We start from the raw sequence: 25,105 nt of genomic DNA, 5'->3' as shown, positions 1-25,105 counted from the left end.
CAGCGTTCCGGTGATCACTTACACCACCAATACCGGTGCAAGTGCGACCTTAACCATTGAAGTCACCCCTGTTGATGATGCCTCTGTGCTGGCTAACGACAGCAACACCATTGCAGAAGATACCGTCGCCACTGGCAACGTATTGGATAACGACAGCGATATCGACAGCGACTTGTCAGTGGTTAGCTTCACTGTTAACGGCGAAACCGTTGCAGCGGGCACCACGGTTGAGGTGGAAGGCGGCTCATTAGTCATCAATGCCGATGGCACCTACACCTTCACCCCGAATGACAACTGGAACGGCAGCGTTCCGGTGATCACTTACACCACCAATACCGGTGCAAGTGCGACCTTGATGATCACTGTAACTCCAGACGGCGACATCCCTGTGTTCGCCGGTGACGACAGTGGAGCGGTTACCGAAGATGCCAGCAACCCAACCCTGACTGACACTGGCCTCCTCACCATTGATGATGCCGATGCAGGTCAGTCTGTATTCCAAGCCGGTAACGGCACGCCGAGCAATGGCGCACTGGGCAGCTTAACCATCGATACCAATGGCAACTGGACGTACAACGTTGCCAACGCCGAGGTGCAGTACTTGGCTGAAGGCGAGACCAAAGTCGAAACCTTTGTGGTACTAAGCGAAGATGGCACCGAGCACACCGTCACCATCACCATCACGGGCACCAACGATGTGCCAACTTTGTTGCCTGACACTGGCAGTGTGACAGAAGATACTGCGGTTAACGTCGATGGAAACCTCATCACCTCGGGCATCTTAGATGCGGGCACGGACGGCGATGCAGGTGAAGACAAGTTCACCGCAGACACATTGACGGGCCAATACGGAACCCTGTCCGTCGACGCTTACGGCAACTGGATCTACACCGCTGACAACAGCCAAAGTGCGATCCAAAACCTTAATAGCGGAGAGTTCTTAACGGAAGAGTTTAAAGTTTATAATGCAGACGGTGTAACTTGGACAACCGTCACCATTACAATTAATGGTGTTAATGATGTTTCCGGCGGCAGCAATGTCGACTTGACGGTCGATGACGCTAACACCCTAGGCTCTGCGACAGATAGTGACAGTGCAGGCCTTAGTTTCACTGCGGGTGCACATGATGTTACGGCATTTGCATTTACAAACTTAAACGACATTACTGTAGATGGTTTAGATGGCAACCTTACTTGGTCATTAGATGCATCAGGCAATCTAATTGGTAGTATCGGCAACACTGACGTACTGCAGTTATCCTTAACTGGCAACGCAATCTCAGCAGGCAATGCAGGATCAGTAAGTGTTTCGGTAACCTTGCTTGATAACCTGTCTCACAATGTATCTGTTAATGACCTTACGGTTGATGGCATCACTGTAATTGCAACTGATGCATCTGGTGCTACAGCTACAGGCACTGTCTCGGTTAAAGTGGTCGATGATGGTGTAGACCTAACGCCACAGGATCTTGTTGGCAATAATGCGGTGGGTCAGTATGAAGGTGTTATTAACGTCGATGGTGCAGATCAAAACTATAGCGCAGATCTGTCGAGCAATATTTCCGGTGGTGGCACATTCTCAAATTCAGGAATTACTGCGGGAGGGTTAACCGTCTTCTATTATGTCGATCCAAGCAACCCAAGTATCTTAATCGCGTATTCTGATGCCAGTGCTACACCTTCGGCTTATGATCCTGATAATAACGGTCAATCCATAATATTTACCTTATCGATAGATCCAAATAGCGACAGCTATCAGCTTGATGTCGTACGCCCAATTGACCAAGTAGAAACGATTACCGTTGCAGATATGAGTGGTGGTAAAGGAGGTAACACTCCAGCAGCTTATGTCACATTCGATGGAACTAATTACATTATAAACAACGATATCAGTGATGTAGATCCAACCCATGAGATGATCTTCACGCTTACATCAACTTCTGGTTTAGTCTCTAGCACAGTCAACGGTAATACCAATGGGTTTGGTGTACAGAACGCTTGGGTAGACCAAGGCGAAGCGCTAATCGTAGACTATGCCGATAATGTCGCCTCCGCATCGATTCAGTTTGAGGGAGCGACTTACGCTCACTTTAAAGCCTATGATGCAAACGGAAACCTGCTGGGTGAAGGTGATATCACTAGTGGTCAAGTGATCAGTAACTTGGGTGAAATTAGTTACATAGAGGTGTCCACGAGTGCACAAGGTAACCATGCGAATTTCCAATTTACTGGCACCTCAGCACAAAACATCGTTACTGAGACGACGGATGTCGATCTTGATTTCAATGTGACGGTAACAGATAGCGATGGCGACAGCGCAAACGGTTCTATTCATGTTGACCTCAATGCTCCAGGCACAAACACACCGACATCGCCAACAGCGTTGACAACTGGTGCTATGTCCTTGCTCAGTGAAGGCGATCTTTACAGTAATGGTTCCGATGCTGACTCCCAGCAATTACGCTTTAAGTCTGGCAGTGAATCTATTACTTCATTCCAGTTTGGCAACACAGATAACATCCAAATATCTGGTGTTAACGCAAACATTAAATGGTCATTTAATGACAATGGCCAGTTAATCGGCACTTTTATGGGGAAAGAGGCTATCAGCCTAACTCTAAATGGCGGCCGTATTGAGAGTGGTGAAGAAGGCAGCGTATCGGTAACAGTAGAGCTCTTAGATACCTTCCCTCACAATGTTAGCGCAGAAAACTTAGTCATTAGTGGTATTGATGTGATTGCTGTTGATGCACAAGGCAATAGCGCTACATCTAGCATGACTGTTCAGGTAGCAGATGATGCTCCGGAAATCGCTGATGCTGCCACTGTAGCTGTATCAGATACCGACATCCCTGATGCACTAGTTGGCAGTTTCTCCCTAACAAATAGTCGGGGTAGTAGTAGTGACCTAGATTTTGATGGTTTCACTATCACAGCGAGAGGTTTCACCTCTGCCACAGATTCAACGCTAACAGAATCTAACATATTCGGTAACAGTAGTGGCATCGGTGTTCAAAGTGTTAACTCTCCGTACCTTAACCTAGCAGGCGAAGTTGATTTCCGTCAGTTTGCTGATGGAACATCAGCATCAGAAGAAGTCATTATTACGCTTGATGCAGGCAGGCTTGCTTATGGTGTAAACATTGATTTCGATAATATGTTTCGCGGCGAGCGTGAAGTTGGCGTAGTCGATTTTTACCGTGATGGACAGCTTATAGGCTCGCAAACTTTTAGCTCTAATGCTGACAGCGGAGACTATGCCGAACGATTTAACGTAATGCAGGGTGGTTTCGACCAAATGGTTATTCGAGCACTCGATAATGGCGTTAACAATCCGAGTGACAACAGCGATTTTGCAATCAAGAGAATCGAATTTTTAGGCTATGACGATATCGCTTCTGGCTACGCTACTGGTTCGGTAGATACCGATTGGGGAGCTGATGGTATAGGCTCTCTGGTATTTGATGGAACGGATGAGAATGGCTTATTTACTAGTGATGGTCAAAGCATCTTGACCTCACTGTCAGGTAATACACTCTTAGGCCAGACAGATTCGGGAGAGCTGGTATTTAAAGTCGAGTTTACCCCAAGCACTGGCCAGTGGGAGTTTTATCAATATAAAGCTATTGAACAAACATCCGATGGGCAGTTGGACTTTAACGTATCCGCGACCGATTCTGATGGAGATAGTGCAGAAGGTCATTTTGCAGTAACACCTCAGGTTGTAGTGCGCGATTACATTCAAACAAACGGTACTGACGGTGACAACACGATTGATGGTTCAGAAAACCATGACGTAATAGTGAGTGATACCTCTGGTATTCAAATTGTGCAAGGTGAAAACTATAATATTGCGTTCATCCTTGATTCTTCTGGCAGTATGAGTAGTGCAATTGAAGCAGCTACATCTCAGTTATTACAAGTATTTACAACACTGCAGTCAAGTGCAACGGGCTTACACTCTGGTGTGGTAAATGTTCTACTTGTCGATTTTGATTTTGATGCCAACATATCTCTATCAGTGAACCTTGCAGACCCTAACGCACTCGACACCTTAACTCTTGCTTTAAGCAAAATTAGTGACGATGGATGGACCAACTATGAAGCTGCATTTGATGCTGCTATAGAGTGGTTCACCAATGGAGATGCTGCAAGCAACAATGGTACTAACCTCACTTATTTCATTACCGATGGTGAGCCAAATTATTATATGAAAGAGACTCCAATTACTGATATTGAAGTGTTGGACTATAAATATAGCAGCGATATGGGCTTAGCTGATTTAATTCATCTTTATACCCCAGGACAAGCTTTAGTTTACAACGGGCTTGAGATTATCGCAGCAAACGGCATCGTTTATGAGTGGAAAGAGAAAGGTAATAATAATGGCTGGGGCAGTAAAACAGAAATAGGCCAATTAGAACTAGACGCCAATGGTAACTACTTCGTTGCGATACCTACTGAGGGATCTAATGAAGCGGTAAGCGGAGCTCAGAGCGCATTCCAAGTACTAGACACTCTTTCTAACGTCGAAGCTATCGGCATTGGCAGCGGCATCAGTCTCAACAGGTTAACCCCTTATGATTCTGATGGTAATGTTGCTACTAATATTGATGCGAGCAAGCTGGCCAGTGTTATTTTAGGCTCAGAGCAATTATTGCTCCAAGGCGATGACACAGTAAACTCAGGCGATGGCAACGACATCATCTTCGGTGACATAGTGGCATTTGATGGCATCGAGGGACAAGGCTACGCTGCACTGCAAAAATTTGTTGCGCAACAAACTGGTGAAAATCCGGCTGACGTTTCTATTCAAGATGTTCACGAGTATGTGTCAGCAAATCCATCACTGTTTGACACATCACGTAGTGATGATGGTAACGATATTCTCGCCGGTAACCGAGGGGATGATATTCTCTTCGGCCAAGGTGGTAATGACGAGCTTCATGGCGGTAGTGGTGATGACCTATTAATAGGCGGAAGTGGTCTGGACCATCTTATTGGTGGTTCTGGGTCTGACACCCTTATCGGTGGATTAGGTGACGATACCTTAACGGGTGGTACTGATGCAGACACCTTCGTGTGGCAGCAAGGTGAGTCTGGTACTGATCACATTACCGATTTCGATATCAATCAAGATAAGCTAGATCTAAGTGACCTGTTGCAAGGTGAGAGCGGTGATAATTTGTCTAATTACCTGCATTTCAGTTTCAATGAAGGTAATACTACGATATCTATCAACGCTGATGGAGATGGTGACACCGATTACGATCAGTTTATCGTGCTAGATGGCGTTGACCTCAGTTCACTTGGTAATACTGATGGGCAGATAATCAATAGTTTATTAGGAAATAATGGCGAGGGGGCGCTCATCGTTGATCAATCCGACGACATAGCTACACAAAGTAGTGCATCCGAACAGAACTTGTTAGATCTGAATGACTCACCAATAATGATCCCTTAACAAATGGAGATAATCGCACTAGTGAACGCCAGAGTTAGCTAGTGCGATTATTACTTTTGTTATGTGAACGTATTACTTCTATAATTGTTTTACGATAAATATTAATAAAATCTTAAGGATAAGTTTTTAAGGTGCAAGCATCAGCGTCTCCAAAAACTGAACAATGGACAGTTTCAGCCTCCCAAAGAGTGACTGTCGATCCCTTGTTAGACAGTTTAGTGTTATTAACCGAATACTTCGGCAGCCCCTGCTCTAGCGAGTCATTAGCCGCAGGGCTACCGCTGTCTGGCAGTGTATTAACACCTGAACTGTTACCACAAGCCGCTGGACGTGCCGGACTTGCAGCAAAACTCACCCGCAAAGGCCTAGATCAAGTCTCACCGATTTTTTTGCCTTGTATTTTGTTACTCAAAGACAAAAAAGCCTGCTTATTGCGGGAAATCGATATTGATAATGATAAAGCTGTCATTCAACTGCCTGAAACTGGCGGAGAAGAACAGCTCTCTATCGAAGAGCTTGAAGCAATTTATGTGGGTTATCTGTTTCTGGTTAAACAGCAATACCGCGGTGACATGGGCTTTGACCTGCACCTTCATGACAATAATGGCCACTGGCTGGTGCAAACGCTTAAAGACTCCGCCCCCATTTATCGTGACGCCCTGATCGCATCGGTTCTGGTCAATCTCTTTGCACTAGTCTCTCCATTATTCATCATGAATGTCTATGATAAAGTGGTGCCTAACCTCGCTTTCGAGTCCTTATGGGTACTCGCTATCGGTGCAGGTATCGCTTACATTTTTGACTTAGTGATGCGGCAGCTTAGGGCCTACTTAATTGATGTTGCCGGTAAAAAAGTTGACATCATTGTCTCATCTCGGTTGTTTGCTAAAGCGATAGGTATCCCACTTGAAAAGCGCTCTCCTAGTGTAGGTGGCATGGCAAGACAACTGGGGGAATTCGATAGTATTCGAGAGATTTTGACCTCGGCGACGATAACCACATTAGTCGATCTGCCCTTTGCAATATTCTTTGTCATCGTCATTTATATTGTGGCAGGCGACCTTGCATTAATCCCCCTCATTGGCGGTGCAATCATTATTATTTACACGCTCATTATGCAGCCACGTTTAAAGGCTGCTATCGAGGAGAGTAATAAGTTTGCCAGTTTAAAACATGGTCACCTTATCGAATCTCTCGCATCGCTTGAGTCAATAAAATCCAGTGGCGCTGAAGGTTTAGTGCAAAAAAGCTGGCAACAGATGATTGGGCACACGGCCAATTGGCAATTAAAAGCCAAGAAGATCTCCACCTCAGTCACGAATGTTGCTAACTTTACAGTGCAACTGTCAGTCGTATGCGTGGTGATACTTGGTGTGTACCGTGTTGCTGACAACGCTATCTCTATGGGTGGCATTATCGCGGCGGTGATCCTCTCTAGCCGTGCTATCTCTCCTATGGCTCAGCTGGCTGGATTGATGACTCGCGGTAACCATACCGCTAGCGCGCTACGACAATTAGATCAAATCATGACGCAAGAAGATGAGTTTGAAAACAAAGGTCATCTTGTCAGTAAACAACGTCTGCAAGGGCAAATCAATGCGGATCACATCAGCTTTAACTACCCAGGTTCAGAGCGCCCCGTATTGCACCCTATGTCCGTCTCTATCACCCCTGGTGAGCGCGTTGCAATTATTGGTCGTAACGGTTCAGGTAAAAGTACCCTAGCAAAACTATTAGTGGGTCTCTATCAGCCCTCTAAAGGTAGCTTACGCTATGATGGGTTAGATTCGGCGCAAATCCACCCTACTGATTTACGCAGAAACTTTGGATACTTACCTCAAGATATCACCCTATTTCACGGTACCATACGTGACAATATTCTATTTGGTACACGTCAGGTGACTGAACATCAACTCATTCGAGCCGTTCAGCTTTCAGGGGTTAATCAGTTTACCGACATTGAAACCGAAGGCTTAGATCAGCAAGTGGGCGAAGGCGGTCAATCGCTATCTCGTGGCCAGCGACAAACCATCGCCCTCGCACGAGCAACACTGAATGACCCACCAGTATTGTTAATGGATGAACCGACCGCTAGCTTGGATGCACGCGCTGAAAAACAGTTTATTCGTGCCATGCAAAATGTCACAAAAGAAAGAACCCTTTTGCTAATCACTCATAAAATGCACTTACTTAACTTAGTGGATCGCATTATTGTGTTAGATCGTGGGCATATTGTCGCCGACGGTCCTAAAGAAACCGTTCTTAATCAGCTCTCCAAAGGGTTATTAGCGGGAGGGCCGAAGAGTGAGTAAGCACCTAACTACCCATGAACTAGAAATGGTCGATGACGTGTATGGTGCGATGATGACTGATGCACCAACAAGCCATAGATTGATCATTTGGGCACTCTCTGCATTAGCGCTATGCTTTTTACTTTGGGCCTATTTTGCTGAGCTTGATCAAGTCACTACAGGAATGGGAAAAGTGATCCCCTCCTCTCAAATTCAAGTAATTCAAAGCTTAGATGGCGGCATTATGCAGGACCTCTATGTACAAGAGGGGATGGTGGTCACAAAAGGTCAACCACTCGTGCGCATTGATGATACCCGTTTTCGCTCCGATTTCGCCCAGCAAGAACAAGAAGTCTACAGTCTACAAGCTAATGTATTGCGTCTGCGTACCGAGCTTAACAGCATCACCATTTCCGATATGGCTTCTGACTGGCGAGAGCAGGTCAAAGTAGTCAAGCAACCACTGCAATTTACACAAGAGTTAGTTGAAACAGAGCCTGATTTAGTACGCCGACAAACAGAAGAGTATGAAGGTAGACTCGACAATCTCAGTAATCAATTAGAAATTCTTGCAAGGCAGATACAGCAGAAACAGCAAGAAACCCAAGAGCTCGCGTCTAAAATCAGTACACTCACCACGAGTTTCCAACTGGTCACGCGAGAATTGGAGCTTACGCGCCCCTTAGCAGACAAAGGCATTGTACCGGAAGTCGAGTTACTCAAACTTGAACGTATCGTGAATGATATACGTGGCGAGCTCGCGTCAGTCCGCTTATTGCGACCAAAAGTAAAAGCCTCTCAAGATGAGGCGATTTTAAAGCGTCGTGAGGCGGTATTCGTCTTTACCGCAGAGACTCGCACACAACTCAATGACATGCAAACCCGCTTGTCACGTATGACCGAGGCGCAAGTTGGCGCTCAAGATAAAGTGAGCAAGGCGGAAATCGTTTCGCCAGTCAATGGTACAATTAAAACCGTCCACATCAATACGCTCGGCGGCGTGGTGCAACCCGGTATAGACATCATCGAGATTGTACCGTCAGAAGATCAGCTACTGATTGAAACCAAAATTGTTCCAAAAGATATCGCATTTTTACATCCTGGCTTACCCGCCATTGTCAAAGTTACCGCTTATGACTTCACCCGTTATGGTGGCTTGAATGGCGTTGTAGAGCACATTAGTGCCGATACAACACAGGATGAAGAGGGAAACAGTTTCTATCTTGTAAGGGTTAGAACTGAACTATCAAGTTTAACGAAAGACGATGGAACCCAGATGCCTATTATTCCAGGCATGTTGACCTCGGTTGACGTAATAACTGGGCAAAGATCAGTTCTTGAGTACATACTTAATCCAATTTTGAGGGCAAGAGATTCTGCCCTGCGTGAACGTTAAGTTCACAACAAATAACCAGGGGGGTTAACCTAATGAGAAAGCAAACTGTACATCACCTAAAGCGAAGCGCCATGGCGCTAGCGATTAGTGCGATGTTGATACCAGGTATGGCCGCTAGCCAAACGCTTGAACAAGCTGTAGCGCATACGCTGGATACCAATCCCGATATCCGCATTGCCTTTAATCGATTTAAAGCACGTGAAGAACAAGTCAATCAAGCTATCGCTGGCTATATGCCTACTGTCGATATTAGCGGTGGGTATGGCTGGGAACAAACCAATAGCCCATCGAGCCGTCGTAAAGCAGGTCAGGGCGACGTGGACGATGAAGGTGTTATCGAGTTGATGCGTGGTGAAGTTGGCTTTAGCATCAAGCAGATGTTATTTGATGGCTTCTACACCTCAAGTGAAGTTGACCGCTACAGCTTTGAAGCAAGCGCCGATCAATGGGCACTGTTTGCTGCTGCCGAAGATATGGCGTTAGATGTGGCTAAAGTCTACGTCAACTATATCCGCAGTGAGCAAGTACTTACACTTGCAGAAAAAAACCTGCAAAGCCATAAAGATATTTACGAACAGATTAAACAACGCACTGACTCAGGGCTAGGTTCGATTGCTGATTTATCGCAAATTACTGGTCGTCTTGCGCGTGCCAACGCTAATGTGATTTCAGCTAAGAATAATTTCTATGATGCCAAAGCACAATTTATGCGCATTGTAGAAAAAGCGCCTGAAAATTTAATAGTACCAGTGCCTGATGACGATATGTTGCCAACAGATCTCAACAATAGCCTCAAGGTTGCACAAGAGAGTCATCCAATCCTTAAGTCAGCGGCTAGTGATATTTCTGCAGCAGAAAATGAGCGTTCATCCGCCCAGTCAAACTACTACCCTAAGCTTTCGTTAGAGCTTGGCGGCAATTGGAACGACAACTTAGACGGTGAAGACGGCTACTCTGCATTCGCATCGCAAAATGTTGGTGGTCACAGCAATGATCTCGTCGCGATGGTGCGGGTTAAGTACAACTTGTTTGCTGGCGGTAAAGATCTCGCCCGAGAAAAAGAAGCCGCTTATAAAGTCGGTGAAGCGAAAGAGATCCGTCAGCGTGCTTATCGCCAAGTGATCGAGGGGGTTAACCTCGCTTGGAATGCCTATGAACTATTAGAGCCTCAAAAAATGTATATCCGAGACCATGTTGTGGCGGCAAAAGATACCCAAGTCGCCTATAGCCAGCAGTTTAATCTTGGCCAACGCACTCTACTCGATTTATTGGATACCGAGAACGAGCTGTTTGAGGCACGAAAAGATTATCTAGAAGCGGAATACGATGAAATCATCGCTGAGTACCGTATCTTAAATGCTACAGGAAGACTATTGGAATCACTTCGAGTGACACGCCCAGACGTTTGGCAAGGTGAGCGTGACTACGAAGGGGGAGTAAAATAATGAAAGCCCTATTAATTATACTCAGTATCGCACTTATTGGTGGTTGTTCTATGCGTGATACCGTAAATATGGACACACCAACCAACCAAGTATTCGATCTCAATGATAACGATAAAGATGGCGTCATTGTCGCTCGTGAACGATGCAACGATACCGTCATGGGAGCAACCATTGATAACTATGGCTGCGGTAAAATAAAACCCATTAATGAGCGACAAGAACTCAAGATTCTTTTCGCTAACGACTCTTACTATATCGATCCGCAATATTATGATCAGGTAGAAACTATCGCTACATTTATGCGAGAGTACCCAAACACTAAAGTGACCATTGAAGGCCACTGTAGTAAAACGGGTTCTTATGATCACAATTTAGCACTATCTCAAAACCGCGCTAACGCTGTAATATCAACGTTATCAGAGCGCTTTGGTATTGAAGCAGATCGATTAACCGCTATCGGCTACAGCTATGACAGACCGGTTGATCCAACGCATACGCAGATGGCTCACACACGCAACAGACGTGTTATTGCAGAAGTCACAGGCGAAGATACGACCGCAGATATGAAATGGCATATCTATACGGTAGATGAAGAAGTTAAATAATACGTCGTTAAAAGTCGGGGAAGATGAGCGCTAAACACCGCAGGCATAAGCATTATCAAAAGGTCTGCCACTTTAGCATTGTGGCAGTGACTTTTGGTATCTCTTGCCTTTACGCTTCTCCGACTCAAAAACTCGACGTTAACCATATCACCTCTACATTAGAGGCAAGATATGGTGAGCGTGCTGGAAAAAGAGTTAATGCTTGGTTCAAGGTGCTTGAAGAGTCAAAAGGTCTTAGCGAGCAAGAGAAGATTGTTAAGGTAAACAATTTTTTCAATCTTTTTCGATTTATCGATGACATCAAACTCTGGGGTGATAGTAATTATTGGGCTAGCCCTATGGAGTTTATCGGCGTAAATGGTGGTGATTGTGAAGATTTCTCTATCGCTAAATACTTCACTCTACTACAACTGGGCATACCCGATGAGAAGTTGCGGATCACTATGGTCAAAGCGACCTCAGTCAATCAATACCATATGGTGTTAGCCTACTATGAAACACCAGGTTCAATCCCCTTGGTACTGGACAACTTAGATCGACAAATAAAGCCCGCAACACAAAGAAAAGATCTCATTCCTGTTTACAGTTTTAATGGTCGACAGCTGTGGTTAAACAAAGAGAAAGGACGCGGTGTACTGGCAGGTTCATCTTCTCGTCTTGAAAAATGGAATGACCTTAAACACAGATTGGGTGTTGAGAGACTCAGAATGCCCAAATTAAGATTGGAGTAGCTAGAACAATGACACTGTTTCGACAGATATACTCACTGCTGTTCGGCTTGTTTCTCGTAGTCGTTATGAGCCTAGCCTATGTGCAATTTACTGAGACACAGAGTTTCTTAAGTAAGCAGATGGAATCGGATCTTAACAACACCAGCAACAGCCTGGGCATTATGCTAGTACCCGACCTCGAAGCCGGTGATATCGTGGGTGCTGAAACCCTGATCAATGTCATCTTTGAAGGTGGCTACTATCAGCAAGTAAAGCTCACCTGGTTGGTCGATGGAAAACAACAAGTTTGGGAAAACGACCTTAAAATTGATGGTGTACCGCAGTGGTTTATTGATTTAGGTTTCTTTAAGACCATCAAACGAGAGAGCACTATTACCTCAGGTTGGATTCAGCTGGCGAATTTAGAAATCACCGCTCACCCAGGATTTGGTTACCATGAATTATGGCGCTCACTGACAAACGCCATCATCATGATATCGATACTTTTTTTAATCGCGATCATGCTGGCCCGCTTTGGGTTAACTTGGATCCTTAAACCCTTACACGACATCGCCGAACATGCCACAGATATCGCCCACCGAAAATTCGGACCAGATATGGCCTTACCTAAAACCTCTGAACTTAAATCAGTGGTTTCTGCTTTCAATAGCATGTCACACCAACTTAAACAGATTTTTAGCTCCCTAGATGAAGAGGTCTCCGAGTTAAGAAAGAAAAACCTTGTCGACCAAGTCTCAGCACTCCCCAATCGTCAGTATATGATGGGCCGTCTCAATAGCTGGTTAGGTGAGCCCAATAATGGCTCGTTAATGATGGCTAAGTTTGATTGGCTCGAAGATGTTCATGGCAAGTATGGCTACCAAGTTCGCGATGAAACTATTCGCTTACTCTCTGAAAAAATGAAAGAGCAACTCGACGAAATTGCGCCTTCTGTTATCGCACGAATTGCCGCCTATGAGTTTGCCTTCCTTATAACCAGTGGTGAGCAAGAAGTATGCAGTAAATACTTACATACACTTATTAGAACGGTGAATCAGGAGATATCTAAGGCTGGTTGTAAGCCTAATGAGCAGTTTTATATTGGTATCGCCCAGCGTACTGACGACATGAATGTGTCACAGATTTTGGCGCAAACCGATAATGCACTACAAAAAGCTATCGCCGATGATAAGGTGTTCCACTGGTTTGAAAGTAACGAAAAACAGCTTTACACCAGAGAGCAGTGGCGAGAGCACTTAAGCTCAGCGATCAAAAACAAGAACTTTCAATTTAAATGGCAACCGGTTTATCTCACAGAGCGTGACGAGATAGTACAGCGCGAACTTTATTGTAAATTAGAAATCGCTGGCAAAGAGATCCATGCGGGGCAATTTATGCCTTATGTGGAGTTGCTATCTTTAGGCTCTCTGCTCGACCGGTGCCTCATCGAAACTATTGCTGATAGCGGGTTACTTGATAGAAATCATGAGCCTGTCGCTATTAACTTAACGTTCCATAGTTTAAGTGACAAGAAGTTCCACGAGTGGCTTAATCATTTCTTACGCAACCATCGCTTGGCAAAACGTATCGTCTTCGATATCCCTGAAGCTGGGGTATACAGTGACCCTGAGTCGTGCGAAGCACTTTGCCATATCATTCGAGACAATGGGGCACACTTTGGTATTGACCACTTTGGGCGTCAATTTGGCTCAATGGCCTACTTGCAAACTCTCAGACCGAGTTACGTCAAATTGGATCAGTCTTTCGCCTTTTATGATGAAAGTGAGCACAGCAGTGAATTATGTCGCGCACTGGTTAACGTTGCTAGAGGCCTGGATATCCAAATCATTGTCACAGGGATTCAGGAACAGCCACAGCTGGCACGTTTCGAGCCATTGAAGACCAATGCCTATATGGGCTTTATCTATCCACCAGAGCCCGTTGAGTAGTCAATAACACCTATCAGCATAAAAAGGCTGCCTTACGGCAGCTTTTTTATTGTCTACGATACTCATTGGTGGGGGCCAAAACGAAAAAAGCCTGCTGATTTTTCAGAAGGCTTTCGAAAGTAGTCGGCAATGAAAAGCGTGAGGATTCGAATCTCTGACGCTTTGACCCGCTACCCCTCAATCCGCTACCTCTCAATCCGCTACCCCTAAATCCGCTGACCAGAAGACTCAGTCATCGAATAGATCAGCTGGCTGAATCATTCAAAATGCTAAAACGAAAAAAGCCTTCTGATTTCTCAGAAGGCTTTTCGAAAGTGGTCGGTGATAGAGGATTCGAACCTCTGACCCTCTGGTCCCAAACCAGATGCGCTACCGGGCTGCGCTAATCACCGAAAATCTTTAATCTTACTTAACTTACAAATACCGAGCATTGCTCGCTACTTTATAATGTGGTCGGTGATAGAGGATTCGAACCTCTGACCCTCTGGTCCCAAACCAGATGCGCTACCGGGCTGCGCTAATCACCGAATATTAAGAAGAAGTGGGGTGACTGATGGGACTTGAACCCACGACAACCGGAATCACAATCCGGGGCTCTACCAACTGAGCTACAATCACCACTGATTTTAATCTTCTTACTGCTAACTTAACCTCAAACCCAACTGGTGCACCCAGAAGGATTCGAACCCTCGGCCTCACCCTCCGGAGGGGTGCGCTCTATCCAGCTGAGCTATGGGTGCCTGCCTTGTTAGCGCCGCATATAGTATGGATTATTTAACGGCACGTCTATAGCTATTACGGTTTTTTTTATGCGTTTGCTCAACTTTTAACAGATTTAGGCCTTTTACGATGGTGTTGGGGTCAAAATTATGACTTGGTGATGGTGCTTTTTTATGCTATCAATAGCTATTACCTCAAACCTAATCAATAAAAATAAATTTAAGCGATTGGCGGAGCCATGTTTAGGGAAAAAACAAACCAATACTCGCCACGAGAAATTGGTCGGTTATTTAAAAGGATTAAACGCTTAAAGAGCCTCGCTCGAAAATACAAGCGTTCAGAAATCATTCAAAATACTCTGTTAGATATCTCAAATCTAGCAGCACGTGTTGAGCACGCTGACGAATTTTACGCGGGCATTCAAAATAATCTCAATAAGCTGTTGCCCGCTGACAATTTTTTCATCGCTATCCTGAACCTGCAAACCAATAGACTCGATGTACCATTTTTCGTTGATGAAAAAGATCAACACCCCAGCAAGCTCTATCCAAGCGAAGATATCTCTCAAACCCTACATAGTGGCTTAACAGGTTATGTGCTTAAGCATCAAACCCCCCTCCTTTGTGATAATGAAAAATATGAACAACTGATTGCCAATAACGAAATTGTCAGCAGAGGTTCCTCTTGTCATCAATGGTTAGGTGTGCCCATTTTTAGTGGTGAGCAAACCATTGGGGTTTTAGCGGTTCAAAGTTACAACCCAGCCATTTGCTATGGTGACATAGAAATGGAGCTGATGACCTTCATCAGCCAACATGTTGCCGGGGTTATTGAACGCGTTCAATATCAGCACAATCTAGAAGCAGCCATCGAGTACCGAACTAAAGAGCTCAGCGTGGCTTACGATAAGTTGCAACGAGAAGTCACTGAGCGCCGTCGAGCAGAGAAATTGCAGAAGTCGCTTTTCGAAATAGCAGAACTATCGAATGCAGATCTTGATGACAGCACTTTCTATGCGGAGTTACATCAAATCATTAGTCATCTGCTGCCCGCAAACAACTGTTATATCGCATTGCTCGATGACACAGGGCGCAACTTGCAATTTCCTTTCTACGTCTCACAGCTCAACGTTGGTCAACCTCAGAACCGTCCGTTAGCTGATGGCTTAACCGAGTATATTTTAAAGCATAAGCGTCCTTCATTACTCGATAGTGGTGATATCAAATCACTGATACAGAACAAGCTGCTATACGCCAAAGCACCACAGCTCAACTACACAGAAACTATCTATCAATGGATTGGTGTTCCACTGTTTATTCAAGGCGTCGTTCGAGGAGCGTTAACCATTTATAGTTTTAGCGACTCCCAAACCTACCAAGAGAAAGATCTCGGTCTGCTTACCTTTGTGTCACAGCATATCGCCTCTGCAATCGAACGTAAGCTATCAGCTCAATCACTGCAGCAAAGCTATGAACAGTTAGAAGAGAAAGTCGTTGAACGCACTCGTGCATTAGCCACACTAAATCAAGACCTTGAAAAAGAGATTGCCCAGCGTTGTAAGGTGGAGCAACAGTTGGTGCACGATGCAAGTCATGACACATTAACTGGCTTGCCAAATCGCGCCATGTTTTTAGAACGACTCGCTCAAGCCGTTAAACATGTCAGGCGGCATGACTCAGACAGGTTTGCACTATTGTTTATTGACCTTGATCGTTTCAAATTAATTAACGATACCTTAGGTCATATCCAAGGGGATCGATTCCTGATTGAAACGGCGCGCAGATTAAACCTTTGTATCCGAGAAAACGATACCTTAGGACGCATTGGCGGCGATGAGTTTGTCATTCTGTTAGATTCGATTAATAACAACCATGATGCCATTGAAGTAGCAGAAAGAATTTTAGGAGAGTTAGCCACTCCCTATCAGTTAGCGAATCAGAGTTTCACCTCTGGCGCGAGTATTGGCATCGCCTTTAGCGGTAAAAACAATACCGACACCAGCGAGTCACTGCTTAAAGATGCCGATGCAGCTATGTATCAAGCTAAGTCCAACGGTAAAGGTTGCTATGTGATATTTGACGATAGCACTAGTCATCAGCAAGCATACGATGTCACCTTAGAGATCGAGTTGCGCGAAGCGCTCAAGAAAAAAGCCCTCGCGCTACAGTACTTTCCCATTATGACTCTAGACTCCCAAAAAGTGGTTGCTCTTGAGCCACGCCTGTATTGGCAACATACTCAGTTAGGCAAAATTAAACAGGCACAGCTGGCGAATATCGCCGAGCACTGTAACTTACTTAAAGAACTCGACCTTTATCTCATCGAGCAACTCAACGACGACTACAACAAACTCAGTGTTAGCATGAATGCCGACACCCATGTGCACCTCAATATTTCCAGTCAACATCTCAAGCATAAACATGCGGTGCGTAAATTAAAAAATCGAATAAAACAGAGCTTTTTTCCAAGTGATCACATCTGGGCCTTTTTTGATGAAAAGGCGTTTGTACAAGACAGTGAAAGCCACATTAATGCATTTGATACGCTAAAAAAACTCAACGTCAATATTGGGCTCAGCGCCTATGGCAGCGCCCATTGTGCCCTAAGCAGTTTAAGTTTTTTACCCTTAAGCGGACTAAAGCTCGATCCAAGCTACATCAGCCACTTGAATCATCCTCAGCATAAAAACCTGCTTAAGGCCCACCAGCTTAGCGCCCAAGCATTAGAGCTCGAACTGTATGTTGATGGGGTAAAAACTGACCTGCAACGACAACAGTTAGCGAGCTTAGGCTTTTCACTCGGTCAAGGTCAGGCATTAGGTGAAACGCTAGATAGCACAAGACTCGAGCCTCCCAAGCATCACGAGACAAACCGTTACGCCTAAGCGGTTATCTAACATGCTCTATTTCTTAAACATATCTCGCAAGTTAGCAATGTTGCTTTTGCCCGATTGTACTCGCTGCTCTTCAGTCTGCGCGGGTTTACGATGCTCCCAAATCAGATCATCTTGCGGTAGTTCCATTAAGAAGCGACTAGGCTCACAGCGCATCACTTCACCAAACTGACGACGTTCACGACAGATCATAAACCATAGCTCTTTTTGCGCTCGCGTGATGCCAACATACGCGAGGCGGCGCTCCTCCTCGACATTGTCTTCATCAATGCTGGATTGATGCGGCAAGATACGCTCTTCAACGCCCACCATAAAGACGTAAGGAAACTCCAGTCCCTTAGAGGCGTGCAAGGTCATTAATTGCACCTGATCGCCGGCTTCATCCTCACTGTTGCGCTCCATCATGTCCCGCAAGGTCAAACGCGTGACCACTTCAGGCAGCGTCATCCCCTCATCGAGATCATCCCCTTGTAGCATCTCCGTTACCCAACGATAAAGCTCAGAGATATTTTTCATGCGCATCTCGGCTGCTTTGGCACTGGTACTGGTTTCATAGAGGTAGTCTTCGTAATTGATATTACGAATCAGATGTTTCACCGCTTCAACTGGCTCGCCTCGATTAGCCTCTTCACCCGTATCAACAATAAACTTACCAAACTTATACAGGGATGCCATCGCCGCTGGTGGCAAATGATGGTTCAGTTCAGATTGAAAAATGGCCTCAAACATGGAGATCTGTTTTTCATTAGCATAGTTGCCTAAACGCTCTAATGTCGCAGGACCAATACCACGCTTGGGCAAGTTAACCACCCGCAAAAACGCATTGTCATCATCGGGGTTTACCACCAGGCGCAGGTACGCCATGATGTCTTTAATCTCTGCACGACCAAAAAATGAGGTACCACCACTTAACTTGTAGGGAATACGGTTGGTCATTAATGAGCGTTCAAGCAAGCGAGACTGATGATTACCCCGATACAAGATGGCGTAATCACCATACTGGGTCTTACCCATAAACTTATGCCGAATCATCTCAGCAATCACTCGCTCAGCCTCTTGCTCCTCGTTGGCCGCCATTAATACTCTTAGCGGTTCACCGTAAGCTAGTTCACTAAACAGCGATTTGTCATATACATGAGGGTTGTTGGCAATCAAAATGTTCGCCGCGCGCAATATGCGCTGACTAGAGCGATAGTTCTGCTCCAGCTTAATCAATCTCAGTGAGGGAAAATCTTTACCTAATAGCACCAAATTTTGAGGCTTAGCGCCGCGCCATGAGTAAATCGATTGATCGTCATCCCCCACCACGGTAAAGCGTGCACGCTCACCCACCAGCAGTTTAACTAACTCATACTGACTGGTGTTGGTGTCTTGATACTCATCCACCAGCAGATATTGAATCCGCTTCTGCCAGCGTTCCCTCACCTCTTGATTGTGCCTGAGTAACAGCGTGGGAATCAGGATTAGATCGTCAAAATCCAGCGCATTATAGGCTTTCATGTGCTGTGCATAACGCTGGTAGAGAAGCGCGAACAACTGTGCCTGCTCATCTTTAGCTATCTTTCTCGCTTGTTCTGGGATGACCAGATCACCTTTCCAATTAGAGATAGCCGTCATCAACATACGCAGTAGATCTTTATCGCCATCTAACTCATCTTCGGTCAGCTCTTTGAGCAATGCCAAGCTGTCTTGATCATCAAACAGTGAAAAACCCGGTTTGAGTCCAACCACCTTGTATTCACGCTTTATGATCTCCAGACCTAAGGTATGGAAGGTCGAAATCCACAATCCACGCGCTTCTTTACGTCCCATAGACTGCGCCACACGCTCTTTCATCTCGCGAGCGGCTTTATTAGTAAAGGTCACGGCAGCAATAGTGCGAGCCTGATAACCACACTTTTGCACCAAGTATGCGATTTTATTGATGATCACACGCGTCTTACCACTACCGGCACCCGCCAATACAAGGCAGGGACCTGAAACATAGTGTACGGCATCATTTTGACCGGGATTGAGCTTCATGAATTGATGACTACCAAACTAAACAAGCACATTTAAATCAGCCAGTGATCATACCAGAATCTCTCTTATTTCGATGCCAAAAATATTGGCTCATTTTTTATATTAGTCTGCTTGTTGACGCAGATGAATGCTGCAAGCCGCCGCAACTTAGCCTTCCAATCTAACCGCTTTCAGTTAAAGACCCACTGGCTATCTTACTATTGGTACCTTTGGCCATTAGTGATGCACTAATCGCGCTTGGCTGGACTCATATTTTTGGCCCATCGTCGATGCACATCTATACCCAAGTTGGGCTTATCACCAAACACGGGATTTTGATGTGTGAAGTGGCAAAAGAGGAGCTGCTTCATAACGGCTTGAGTAAGCTTGACGCCATTAAGCTGGCGGCTACGATTCGACTGCGCCCTATCTTGATGACAACGGCGGCCATGATGGCAGGTTTGATTCCACTCCTATTTGCCGTTGGCGCGGGGGCTGTGGCACGCTTTAATATTGGTTTAGTGATCGTATCAGGCTTAGCTATCGGTACACTATTCACCCTGTTTTCCTTGCCTGTTATCTATGTCTATCTGGCAGAGAAGCACTAACCTTTACCAGTGTTTGATGAAGAATTCGCCCAGCCAGATAAGGGGTAGCTATCGCGAAAGTCACAAAAGGCCTAGTATAGCTAGGCCTTTTTATTTCTAATCCCAGCTAGCTCAGGTACAATTCTCAACCATACATACTTGATGGCCAAGAGCAGACTTAGACAATGATTAATCCAAAGAAGATCGAAGAAGTTGCCAAGCAACTTAGCGACAACCTACCTAGCGGCCTAAAGCAATTTGCAGGCGAGTTTGAAGACAAGAGCAAGCAGATATTACAAAATCAGTTGATGAAACTTGATGTTGTTTCCCGTGAAGAGTTTGATGTGCAGCAACATGTGCTGTTAAAAACCCGCGAAAAGCTAGAAGCCCTACAAGCACAAGTTGATGCTTTAGAAGCAAAGCTTAATCAAGAATAAGCCCTTACTGATTTAAAAAAGAGCGCAATGCGCTCTTTTTTATTGCCTCTTTTTCGCCACCATTGATCACCAGTCTGCCCCCCTTATCTCCTTTTAACCTGATTAAATATAGCCAAACACCATAACGCTAGATACCGATCGGTATAAGAGGGAATTTATATGTTAAACCGCATAGGACTTAGCCATAGTCCGTTAAGCCAAAAAATACTTTTCATCGCACTGTTAACCCTAGGCTCACTCATTCCCCTAGGGTTAGTCATGGACATGACCTTTGACAGACAACAGCTTTATAATCAGGTGGTGGCGGAAATTGGCCAATCATGGGGGGAGCAACAAGAGATTGCAGGCCCAGCGCTTGTGCTCCCCTATACCTATGAGATGATTCAAGAAAGCTTTAATGAGCAGGGTAAGCTCACTAAAACTCGGCATACCGTCGATAGTGAATTTATTATTTTACCCACAGATCTCAACCTTGATATCAGTCTTAAACATGACTTTCTCTCTCGGGGAATTTTTCAATCTTTGGTATATAACGCCACCCTATCAGGTTCTGCTAACTTCGATATCGGCAAGATTGACCTACCAAATATCGTCAATACGTATCCTGAGCGTGCACGACTGGTATTTGGTATCTCAGCAAATCAAGCTATCGACAGTATCGACCTATTTAAACCACAACTCCCCCCAAGCAGCGGTGGGGCTCAACAGCCGATTGAGCAAAGTAATACGCTGATGCCGGGTACCGGACTTGGCCAGCTATCAGGCCTTGATAGAGGCTTTCATCAAGCAATTAACTTACCCGAAAGCACAAAGCAATTAAATCTGGCTTTCACTATCAATCTACGAGGCTCTCAGGGGCTGAGTGTGTTGCCTACAGGCCAACAAACCACAATTAACCTTAATGCCGATTGGCCCCACCCTAGCTTTAGTGGTCTACTTCCCATGGCTCGCGAAATCGACAGCAATGGATTTAGCGCAACATGGAATGTGAGTCATTTAACCCGTAACTATCCGCAGCGCTTTAGTAAAAACAATCAAATCAACTTACGCGAGGTCAACGCCCACACCACACTATTTGAGCCAGTTACTCACTACGGAAAAATTGAGCGAGCAGTAAAGTATGGCCTGCTTTTCATCATCCTCACTAGCATCATGTTGCTGATTTTTGAGTTGGGCCAAGCACAGTCGCTATCTACCATTCAATATCTATTGGTCGCCAGTGCCATGACGCTATTCTACCTTGTGCTGTTGTCACTCTCAGAACATATTAGATTTGGCTATGCCTATCTGATAGCCGCCGCTATGCCGCTATTTTCGGTTTCAATCTATATTGGCAGCGTCACTCGCAGCGCCAAACGAGGAGGAATAATGGCGGCCATGCTCATCGCCCTCTATAGTGTGCTTTACTCCATTCTAAAACTCGAAGATTATGCACTATTGATGGGCACAGGTTTATTAGTCGTGGTGCTGGGAATTTTGATGTATATCACCCGACATAGCCCAGAAGACCTTGTAGAGATGAAGCAAAATTAATCTCAGTTTATGTCGCTAAGGCTAGCCAGCCCAACATGGACAGGTTAGCCTTGCTGTTTTTTGTGAGGCCTCTCTTTGACACTTTCATTACGCCGAAAAATCTATCTGTTACTTGGGTGGATGTTGCTTATCAGTGTGCCAGCCATACTACTGCTAACTCACACAGCCATGTTTCCACTCATCTCACTTAATTCATCCCAGGCAGAAGGCCTCTATTGGTTGACCTCTTCTGGCACAGCGCCATTTGGCGTACTTACCGTCTTAGTCTTGCTCGGTTTGTGCTTTAGACAAATATCCAAAGCCCACTTTCTGCCACTGTTTATCACGGTCTCTATTAGTATGGTATCGACCTTAGCGCTCAACCAGTTTCTAAAACCGTACTTCAGCGAACCTAGACCCAATGCCCAATTACTGCATCAGCAACAATTGCTCAATATTAACGAGTTTTATCAACTAGCCCCAGCGCAACGCAAACCTGTTATCAACCATGCCGTCAATCAATTCACCACTGACCCCCATAATTTGCAATTGTCGCCTCTTATCGCCAGTCATTGGCGGAATGAAGTCGGCTTCGCTTTCCCCTCTGGGCATACGCTATTTGCCGTGACCTTATCTATGGTAATGAGCTACTTCCTATTGCTTAGCGGCCAATATCTATTACCATCTCTATTATGTTTGTGGAGCTTAGGTATGGGCTTTAGCCGCATGCTGCTAGGAATGCACTGGTCACAAGACGTGCTGGCCTCGACGGTTATCGGCGGTCTTATAGGTTTAGCCTGTATTTGGGGAATAAATCGATGCTGGCCTCGCCTTGCCACCTTAATCGCAACGCTCACCAATACAAAACCGTTAACCACGCCATAGAGTACTTAATATGACCCTGCAGCTAGATGATATCGACTTGAAAATACTGGCGTTGCTTCAGCAACATGGTCGTTTAGCCAATCAAGAGTTAGCCTCGCTTGTAGGGTTATCGGCGTCGCCCTGCTCACGCAGGGTTAAAGCGCTTGAAGAGGCCGGCTTTATTGCAGGTTATGCCACACTGCTTAACCCAAAGCACTTTGATCTGGAGCTCACCGCCTATATCCAGGTCCGCTTAGAGAAGCACAGCCAAGCAATACTCGATGCATTTGAGCTAGCAATGAGCAGCTACGATGAAGTACTTGAATGCTGTTTACTCACAGGTAGTGATGCCGATTATCAGCTCAAAGTCCTGGTGTGCGACATGGAAGCCTTTAAGCGCTTTCTATTAGAGAAGCTCACCACCCAGCAAGATATTGCCGGTATTCGTTCAAGCTTTGTACTGAAACAGGTGAAAAACCAAACCGCAATTCCATTACCAAAATCCTAGCCACAAGCCCAACACCTCATTAGTGTCAGGCAATAAAACCGATCTTTTGCACAGATTGGGTTTTATTTTCTGGCGCAATCAGATCGCGCTAACCGTCCCCACTCAAACCACAAAGCAAGTAAGTCTCAAGATATAATGTTAATTAGCAATAATTATCCACAAAAAGGCAAAAATACAGAAACACTCGCCAACAAAGAGCCTAAAACCAGCAGGACTTTACTATTGACCCGCTAGAATAAAGGTCTATGATTCGCCCTCTTTTGCAGGGGAGAGCACGATGAGTTCAAACGATTCCAGCCATTTTAGTTCAAGAATTGGCTTCATCATGGCCGCAGCAGGTAGTGCCGTCGGTGTCGGCAATATTTGGGGGTTTCCAACGCAAGCAGCAACCCATGGCGGCGGTGCATTTCTACTGGTTTATCTGGTGCTCATTCTTATCCTCGGCTACCCCATGCTGGTTGCAGAGTTAATGATTGGTCGTCACGGCCAAACTAACCCCGCAGACGCCATGGCGAATATTGGACGCTCAACATTCAGCCGCCAAGTCGGTAAGTTTATTGGCTTTGCCTCTATTATCACCGCCAGCTTAATCTGCACTTTTTATATGATTCTATCAGGCTGGTTTGTCAGCTTTGCTATTGCGCCCATTGCCCAGCTTTCGGGCTTTGAACCAATGGCAAACTGGTTAATGGCCTTCTCGGTTGAACGAAACCTGTTATTCACTCTTATCTTCACCTTGATGGTTGTTCTGGTCATTCGCCAAGGTGTGCAACAAGGAATTGAGCGCTGGTCTAAACGACTCATGCCATTACTGCTGTTGATATTGGTAATAGGCGTTGGTTATATTCTTACGCTACCCGGCGCGTCTGAAGGGTTAACTGCGCTATTGGTCCCTGATTTTAGCCGAATTTGGGAAACCGAGGTGCTAGTCGGCGCACTAGGGCAAACCTTCTTTTCATTGACCATTGGAACTGGCGCGATGATGGTATACGGCGCTTACCTTAACAAGCAGGAAAACATTGCTACCCTCACCGCTTACGTCACCTTAACGGATACGAGTGTGGCCTTTCTTGCAGCGTTAATGATCATCCCAGCCATGTATGTGGCACAGCATAATGGCGTGCAGATCTTCAGCGCCGACGGCAGCTTATTAAATGCCGACACGCTGGTATTCACGGTATTACCAGCCCTGTTTGACACCTTAGGGGGGGCCTAGGGCCGCTGATTGCTATCATCTTTTTCATACTAATGACCATTGCGGGCTTAACATCTGCAATATCGATTGTCGAAGTACCGACCAGCTACATTGTTGAGAAAGCCAACATAGAACGCCACCGCGCCACCTATTTAGTGGCAGGAGTGATCACGCTGCTGTCTATTATTATGGTGTTAAACTTTGAGCTGCTGTTTGGCTTTATGATCACCGCCACCACTGAACGCGCCCAACCTCTTATTGCCCTAGGTATCGCCATCTACCTGGGCTGGGTATGGAACAGAAACAGCCTGATTACCGCTATTCGCGCACAAGATGGTGCCAATGCCGATGGTCTTTTTTGGAAGATTTGGCCTGTTTACGTAAAATTTGTTTGCCCAGTCTTAATCATTCTTATCATAGTGCAACTGATCTCAGGTTAGTTTTCCATTACCCTCAACAGGCAAGCGTAAGCTTGCCTGTTATCGCAGCTATATTATGACGAACACTAATGCTACTATTCCCATATAA

General features: G+C 45.4%; 13 protein-coding genes, 4 tRNA genes and 2 pseudogenes. 14 read left to right on the top strand and 5 right to left on the bottom strand.

What is annotated here, in order from left to right; genetic code table 11:
- Positions 1–10 precede the first annotated feature (10 nt).
- From L876_RS0114400 to L876_RS0114370, 7 genes are all read left to right on the top strand, one after another.
- Complete coding sequence (locus tag L876_RS0114400; protein WP_037428834.1) at positions 11–5,464, top strand: VCBS domain-containing protein; 5,454 nt, start codon at positions 11–13, stop codon at positions 5,462–5,464.
- A 131-nt stretch (positions 5,465–5,595) separates the two neighbouring features.
- A complete protein-coding gene (locus L876_RS0114395; protein ID WP_028764451.1) occupies positions 5,596–7,776 on the top strand; it encodes a type I secretion system permease/ATPase in 2,181 nt (726 codons plus the stop codon).
- Positions 7,769–9,151: an HlyD family type I secretion periplasmic adaptor subunit gene (locus L876_RS0114390; protein WP_028764450.1), complete on the top strand. Its 1,383-nt coding sequence runs from the start codon at positions 7,769–7,771 to the stop codon at positions 9,149–9,151. Before L876_RS0114395 ends, L876_RS0114390 begins: the two co-directional genes overlap by 8 nt.
- Positions 9,152–9,183: 32 nt before the next feature.
- Positions 9,184–10,596: a TolC family outer membrane protein gene (locus L876_RS0114385; RefSeq protein WP_028764449.1), complete on the top strand. Its 1,413-nt coding sequence runs from the start codon at positions 9,184–9,186 to the stop codon at positions 10,594–10,596.
- Positions 10,596–11,201, top strand: coding sequence for an OmpA family protein (locus tag L876_RS0114380; protein WP_028764448.1), 606 nt, complete (start codon positions 10,596–10,598; stop codon positions 11,199–11,201). The genes L876_RS0114385 and L876_RS0114380 overlap by 1 nt, the downstream gene beginning before the upstream one ends.
- Before the next feature lie 23 nt (positions 11,202–11,224).
- Positions 11,225–11,932, top strand: coding sequence for a transglutaminase-like cysteine peptidase (locus tag L876_RS0114375; protein WP_028764447.1), 708 nt, complete (start codon positions 11,225–11,227; stop codon positions 11,930–11,932).
- Positions 11,933–11,940: 8 nt separating this feature from the next.
- Positions 11,941–13,860: a bifunctional diguanylate cyclase/phosphodiesterase gene (locus L876_RS0114370; protein WP_028764446.1), complete on the top strand. Its 1,920-nt coding sequence runs from the start codon at positions 11,941–11,943 to the stop codon at positions 13,858–13,860.
- A gap of 315 nt (positions 13,861–14,175) precedes the next feature.
- On the opposite strand, the gene L876_RS0114365 is transcribed toward L876_RS0114370, so the two are convergent.
- The 4 genes from L876_RS0114365 to L876_RS0114350 all read right to left on the bottom strand — a co-directional run bounded on the left by L876_RS0114365 (position 14,176) and on the right by L876_RS0114350 (position 14,600).
- A tRNA-Pro gene (locus L876_RS0114365) sits at positions 14,176–14,252 on the bottom strand.
- Between the two features lie 58 nt (positions 14,253–14,310).
- Positions 14,311–14,387, bottom strand: a tRNA-Pro gene (locus L876_RS0114360).
- Between the two features lie 15 nt (positions 14,388–14,402).
- Positions 14,403–14,478: transfer RNA gene (locus tag L876_RS0114355), tRNA-His, on the bottom strand.
- Between the two features lie 45 nt (positions 14,479–14,523).
- Positions 14,524–14,600, bottom strand: a tRNA-Arg gene (locus tag L876_RS0114350).
- Between the two features lie 218 nt (positions 14,601–14,818).
- Here L876_RS0114350 and L876_RS0114345 point away from each other — a divergent pair.
- Positions 14,819–17,464, top strand: a complete 2,646-nt coding sequence (locus L876_RS0114345) for a sensor domain-containing diguanylate cyclase (protein WP_028764445.1) — start codon at positions 14,819–14,821, stop codon at positions 17,462–17,464.
- An 18-nt stretch (positions 17,465–17,482) separates the two neighbouring features.
- On the opposite strand, the gene rep is transcribed toward L876_RS0114345, so the two are convergent.
- A complete protein-coding gene (rep, locus tag L876_RS0114340) occupies positions 17,483–19,495 on the bottom strand; it encodes a DNA helicase Rep (RefSeq protein WP_028764444.1) in 2,013 nt (670 codons plus the stop codon).
- A 170-nt stretch (positions 19,496–19,665) separates the two neighbouring features.
- On the opposite strand from rep, the pseudogene L876_RS0114335 reads away from it, so the two are divergent.
- The 6 genes and pseudogenes from L876_RS0114335 to L876_RS21820 form a co-directional block, all read left to right on the top strand.
- A pseudogene (locus L876_RS0114335) lies at positions 19,666–20,082 on the top strand (efflux RND transporter permease subunit); the annotation flags it as partial.
- A gap of 164 nt (positions 20,083–20,246) precedes the next feature.
- Positions 20,247–20,498 (top strand): ubiquinone biosynthesis accessory factor UbiK, encoded by a 252-nt coding sequence (gene ubiK, locus L876_RS0114330; RefSeq protein WP_028764442.1) that lies wholly within the window; start codon positions 20,247–20,249, stop codon positions 20,496–20,498.
- A 159-nt stretch (positions 20,499–20,657) separates the two neighbouring features.
- Entirely contained in the window at positions 20,658–22,031 is a 1,374-nt protein-coding gene (gene creD, locus L876_RS0114325) for a cell envelope integrity protein CreD (RefSeq protein ID WP_028764441.1), read from the top strand.
- Positions 22,032–22,106: 75 nt separating this feature from the next.
- The gene (locus L876_RS0114320) at positions 22,107–22,895 is read left to right on the top strand and encodes a phosphatase PAP2 family protein (protein ID WP_248674627.1); all 789 of its coding nucleotides are present in this window, start codon (positions 22,107–22,109) and stop codon (positions 22,893–22,895) included.
- 10 nt (positions 22,896–22,905) lie between these two features.
- Positions 22,906–23,382 carry an Lrp/AsnC family transcriptional regulator gene (locus L876_RS0114315; protein ID WP_028764439.1) on the top strand — a complete coding sequence of 159 codons (477 nt, stop codon included), beginning with the start codon at positions 22,906–22,908 and terminating at the stop codon, positions 23,380–23,382.
- A 277-nt stretch (positions 23,383–23,659) separates the two neighbouring features.
- Positions 23,660–25,017, top strand: a pseudogene (locus L876_RS21820) (sodium-dependent transporter).
- Positions 25,018–25,105: the final 88 nt, after the last annotated feature.

This window comes from Shewanella colwelliana ATCC 39565 (assembly GCF_000518705.1).
Taxonomy (GTDB): Bacteria; Pseudomonadota; Gammaproteobacteria; order Enterobacterales; family Shewanellaceae; genus Shewanella; species Shewanella colwelliana.
Note: the sequence above shows the minus strand (reverse complement) of the source record. Positions and strands in the feature narration are given on the sequence as shown.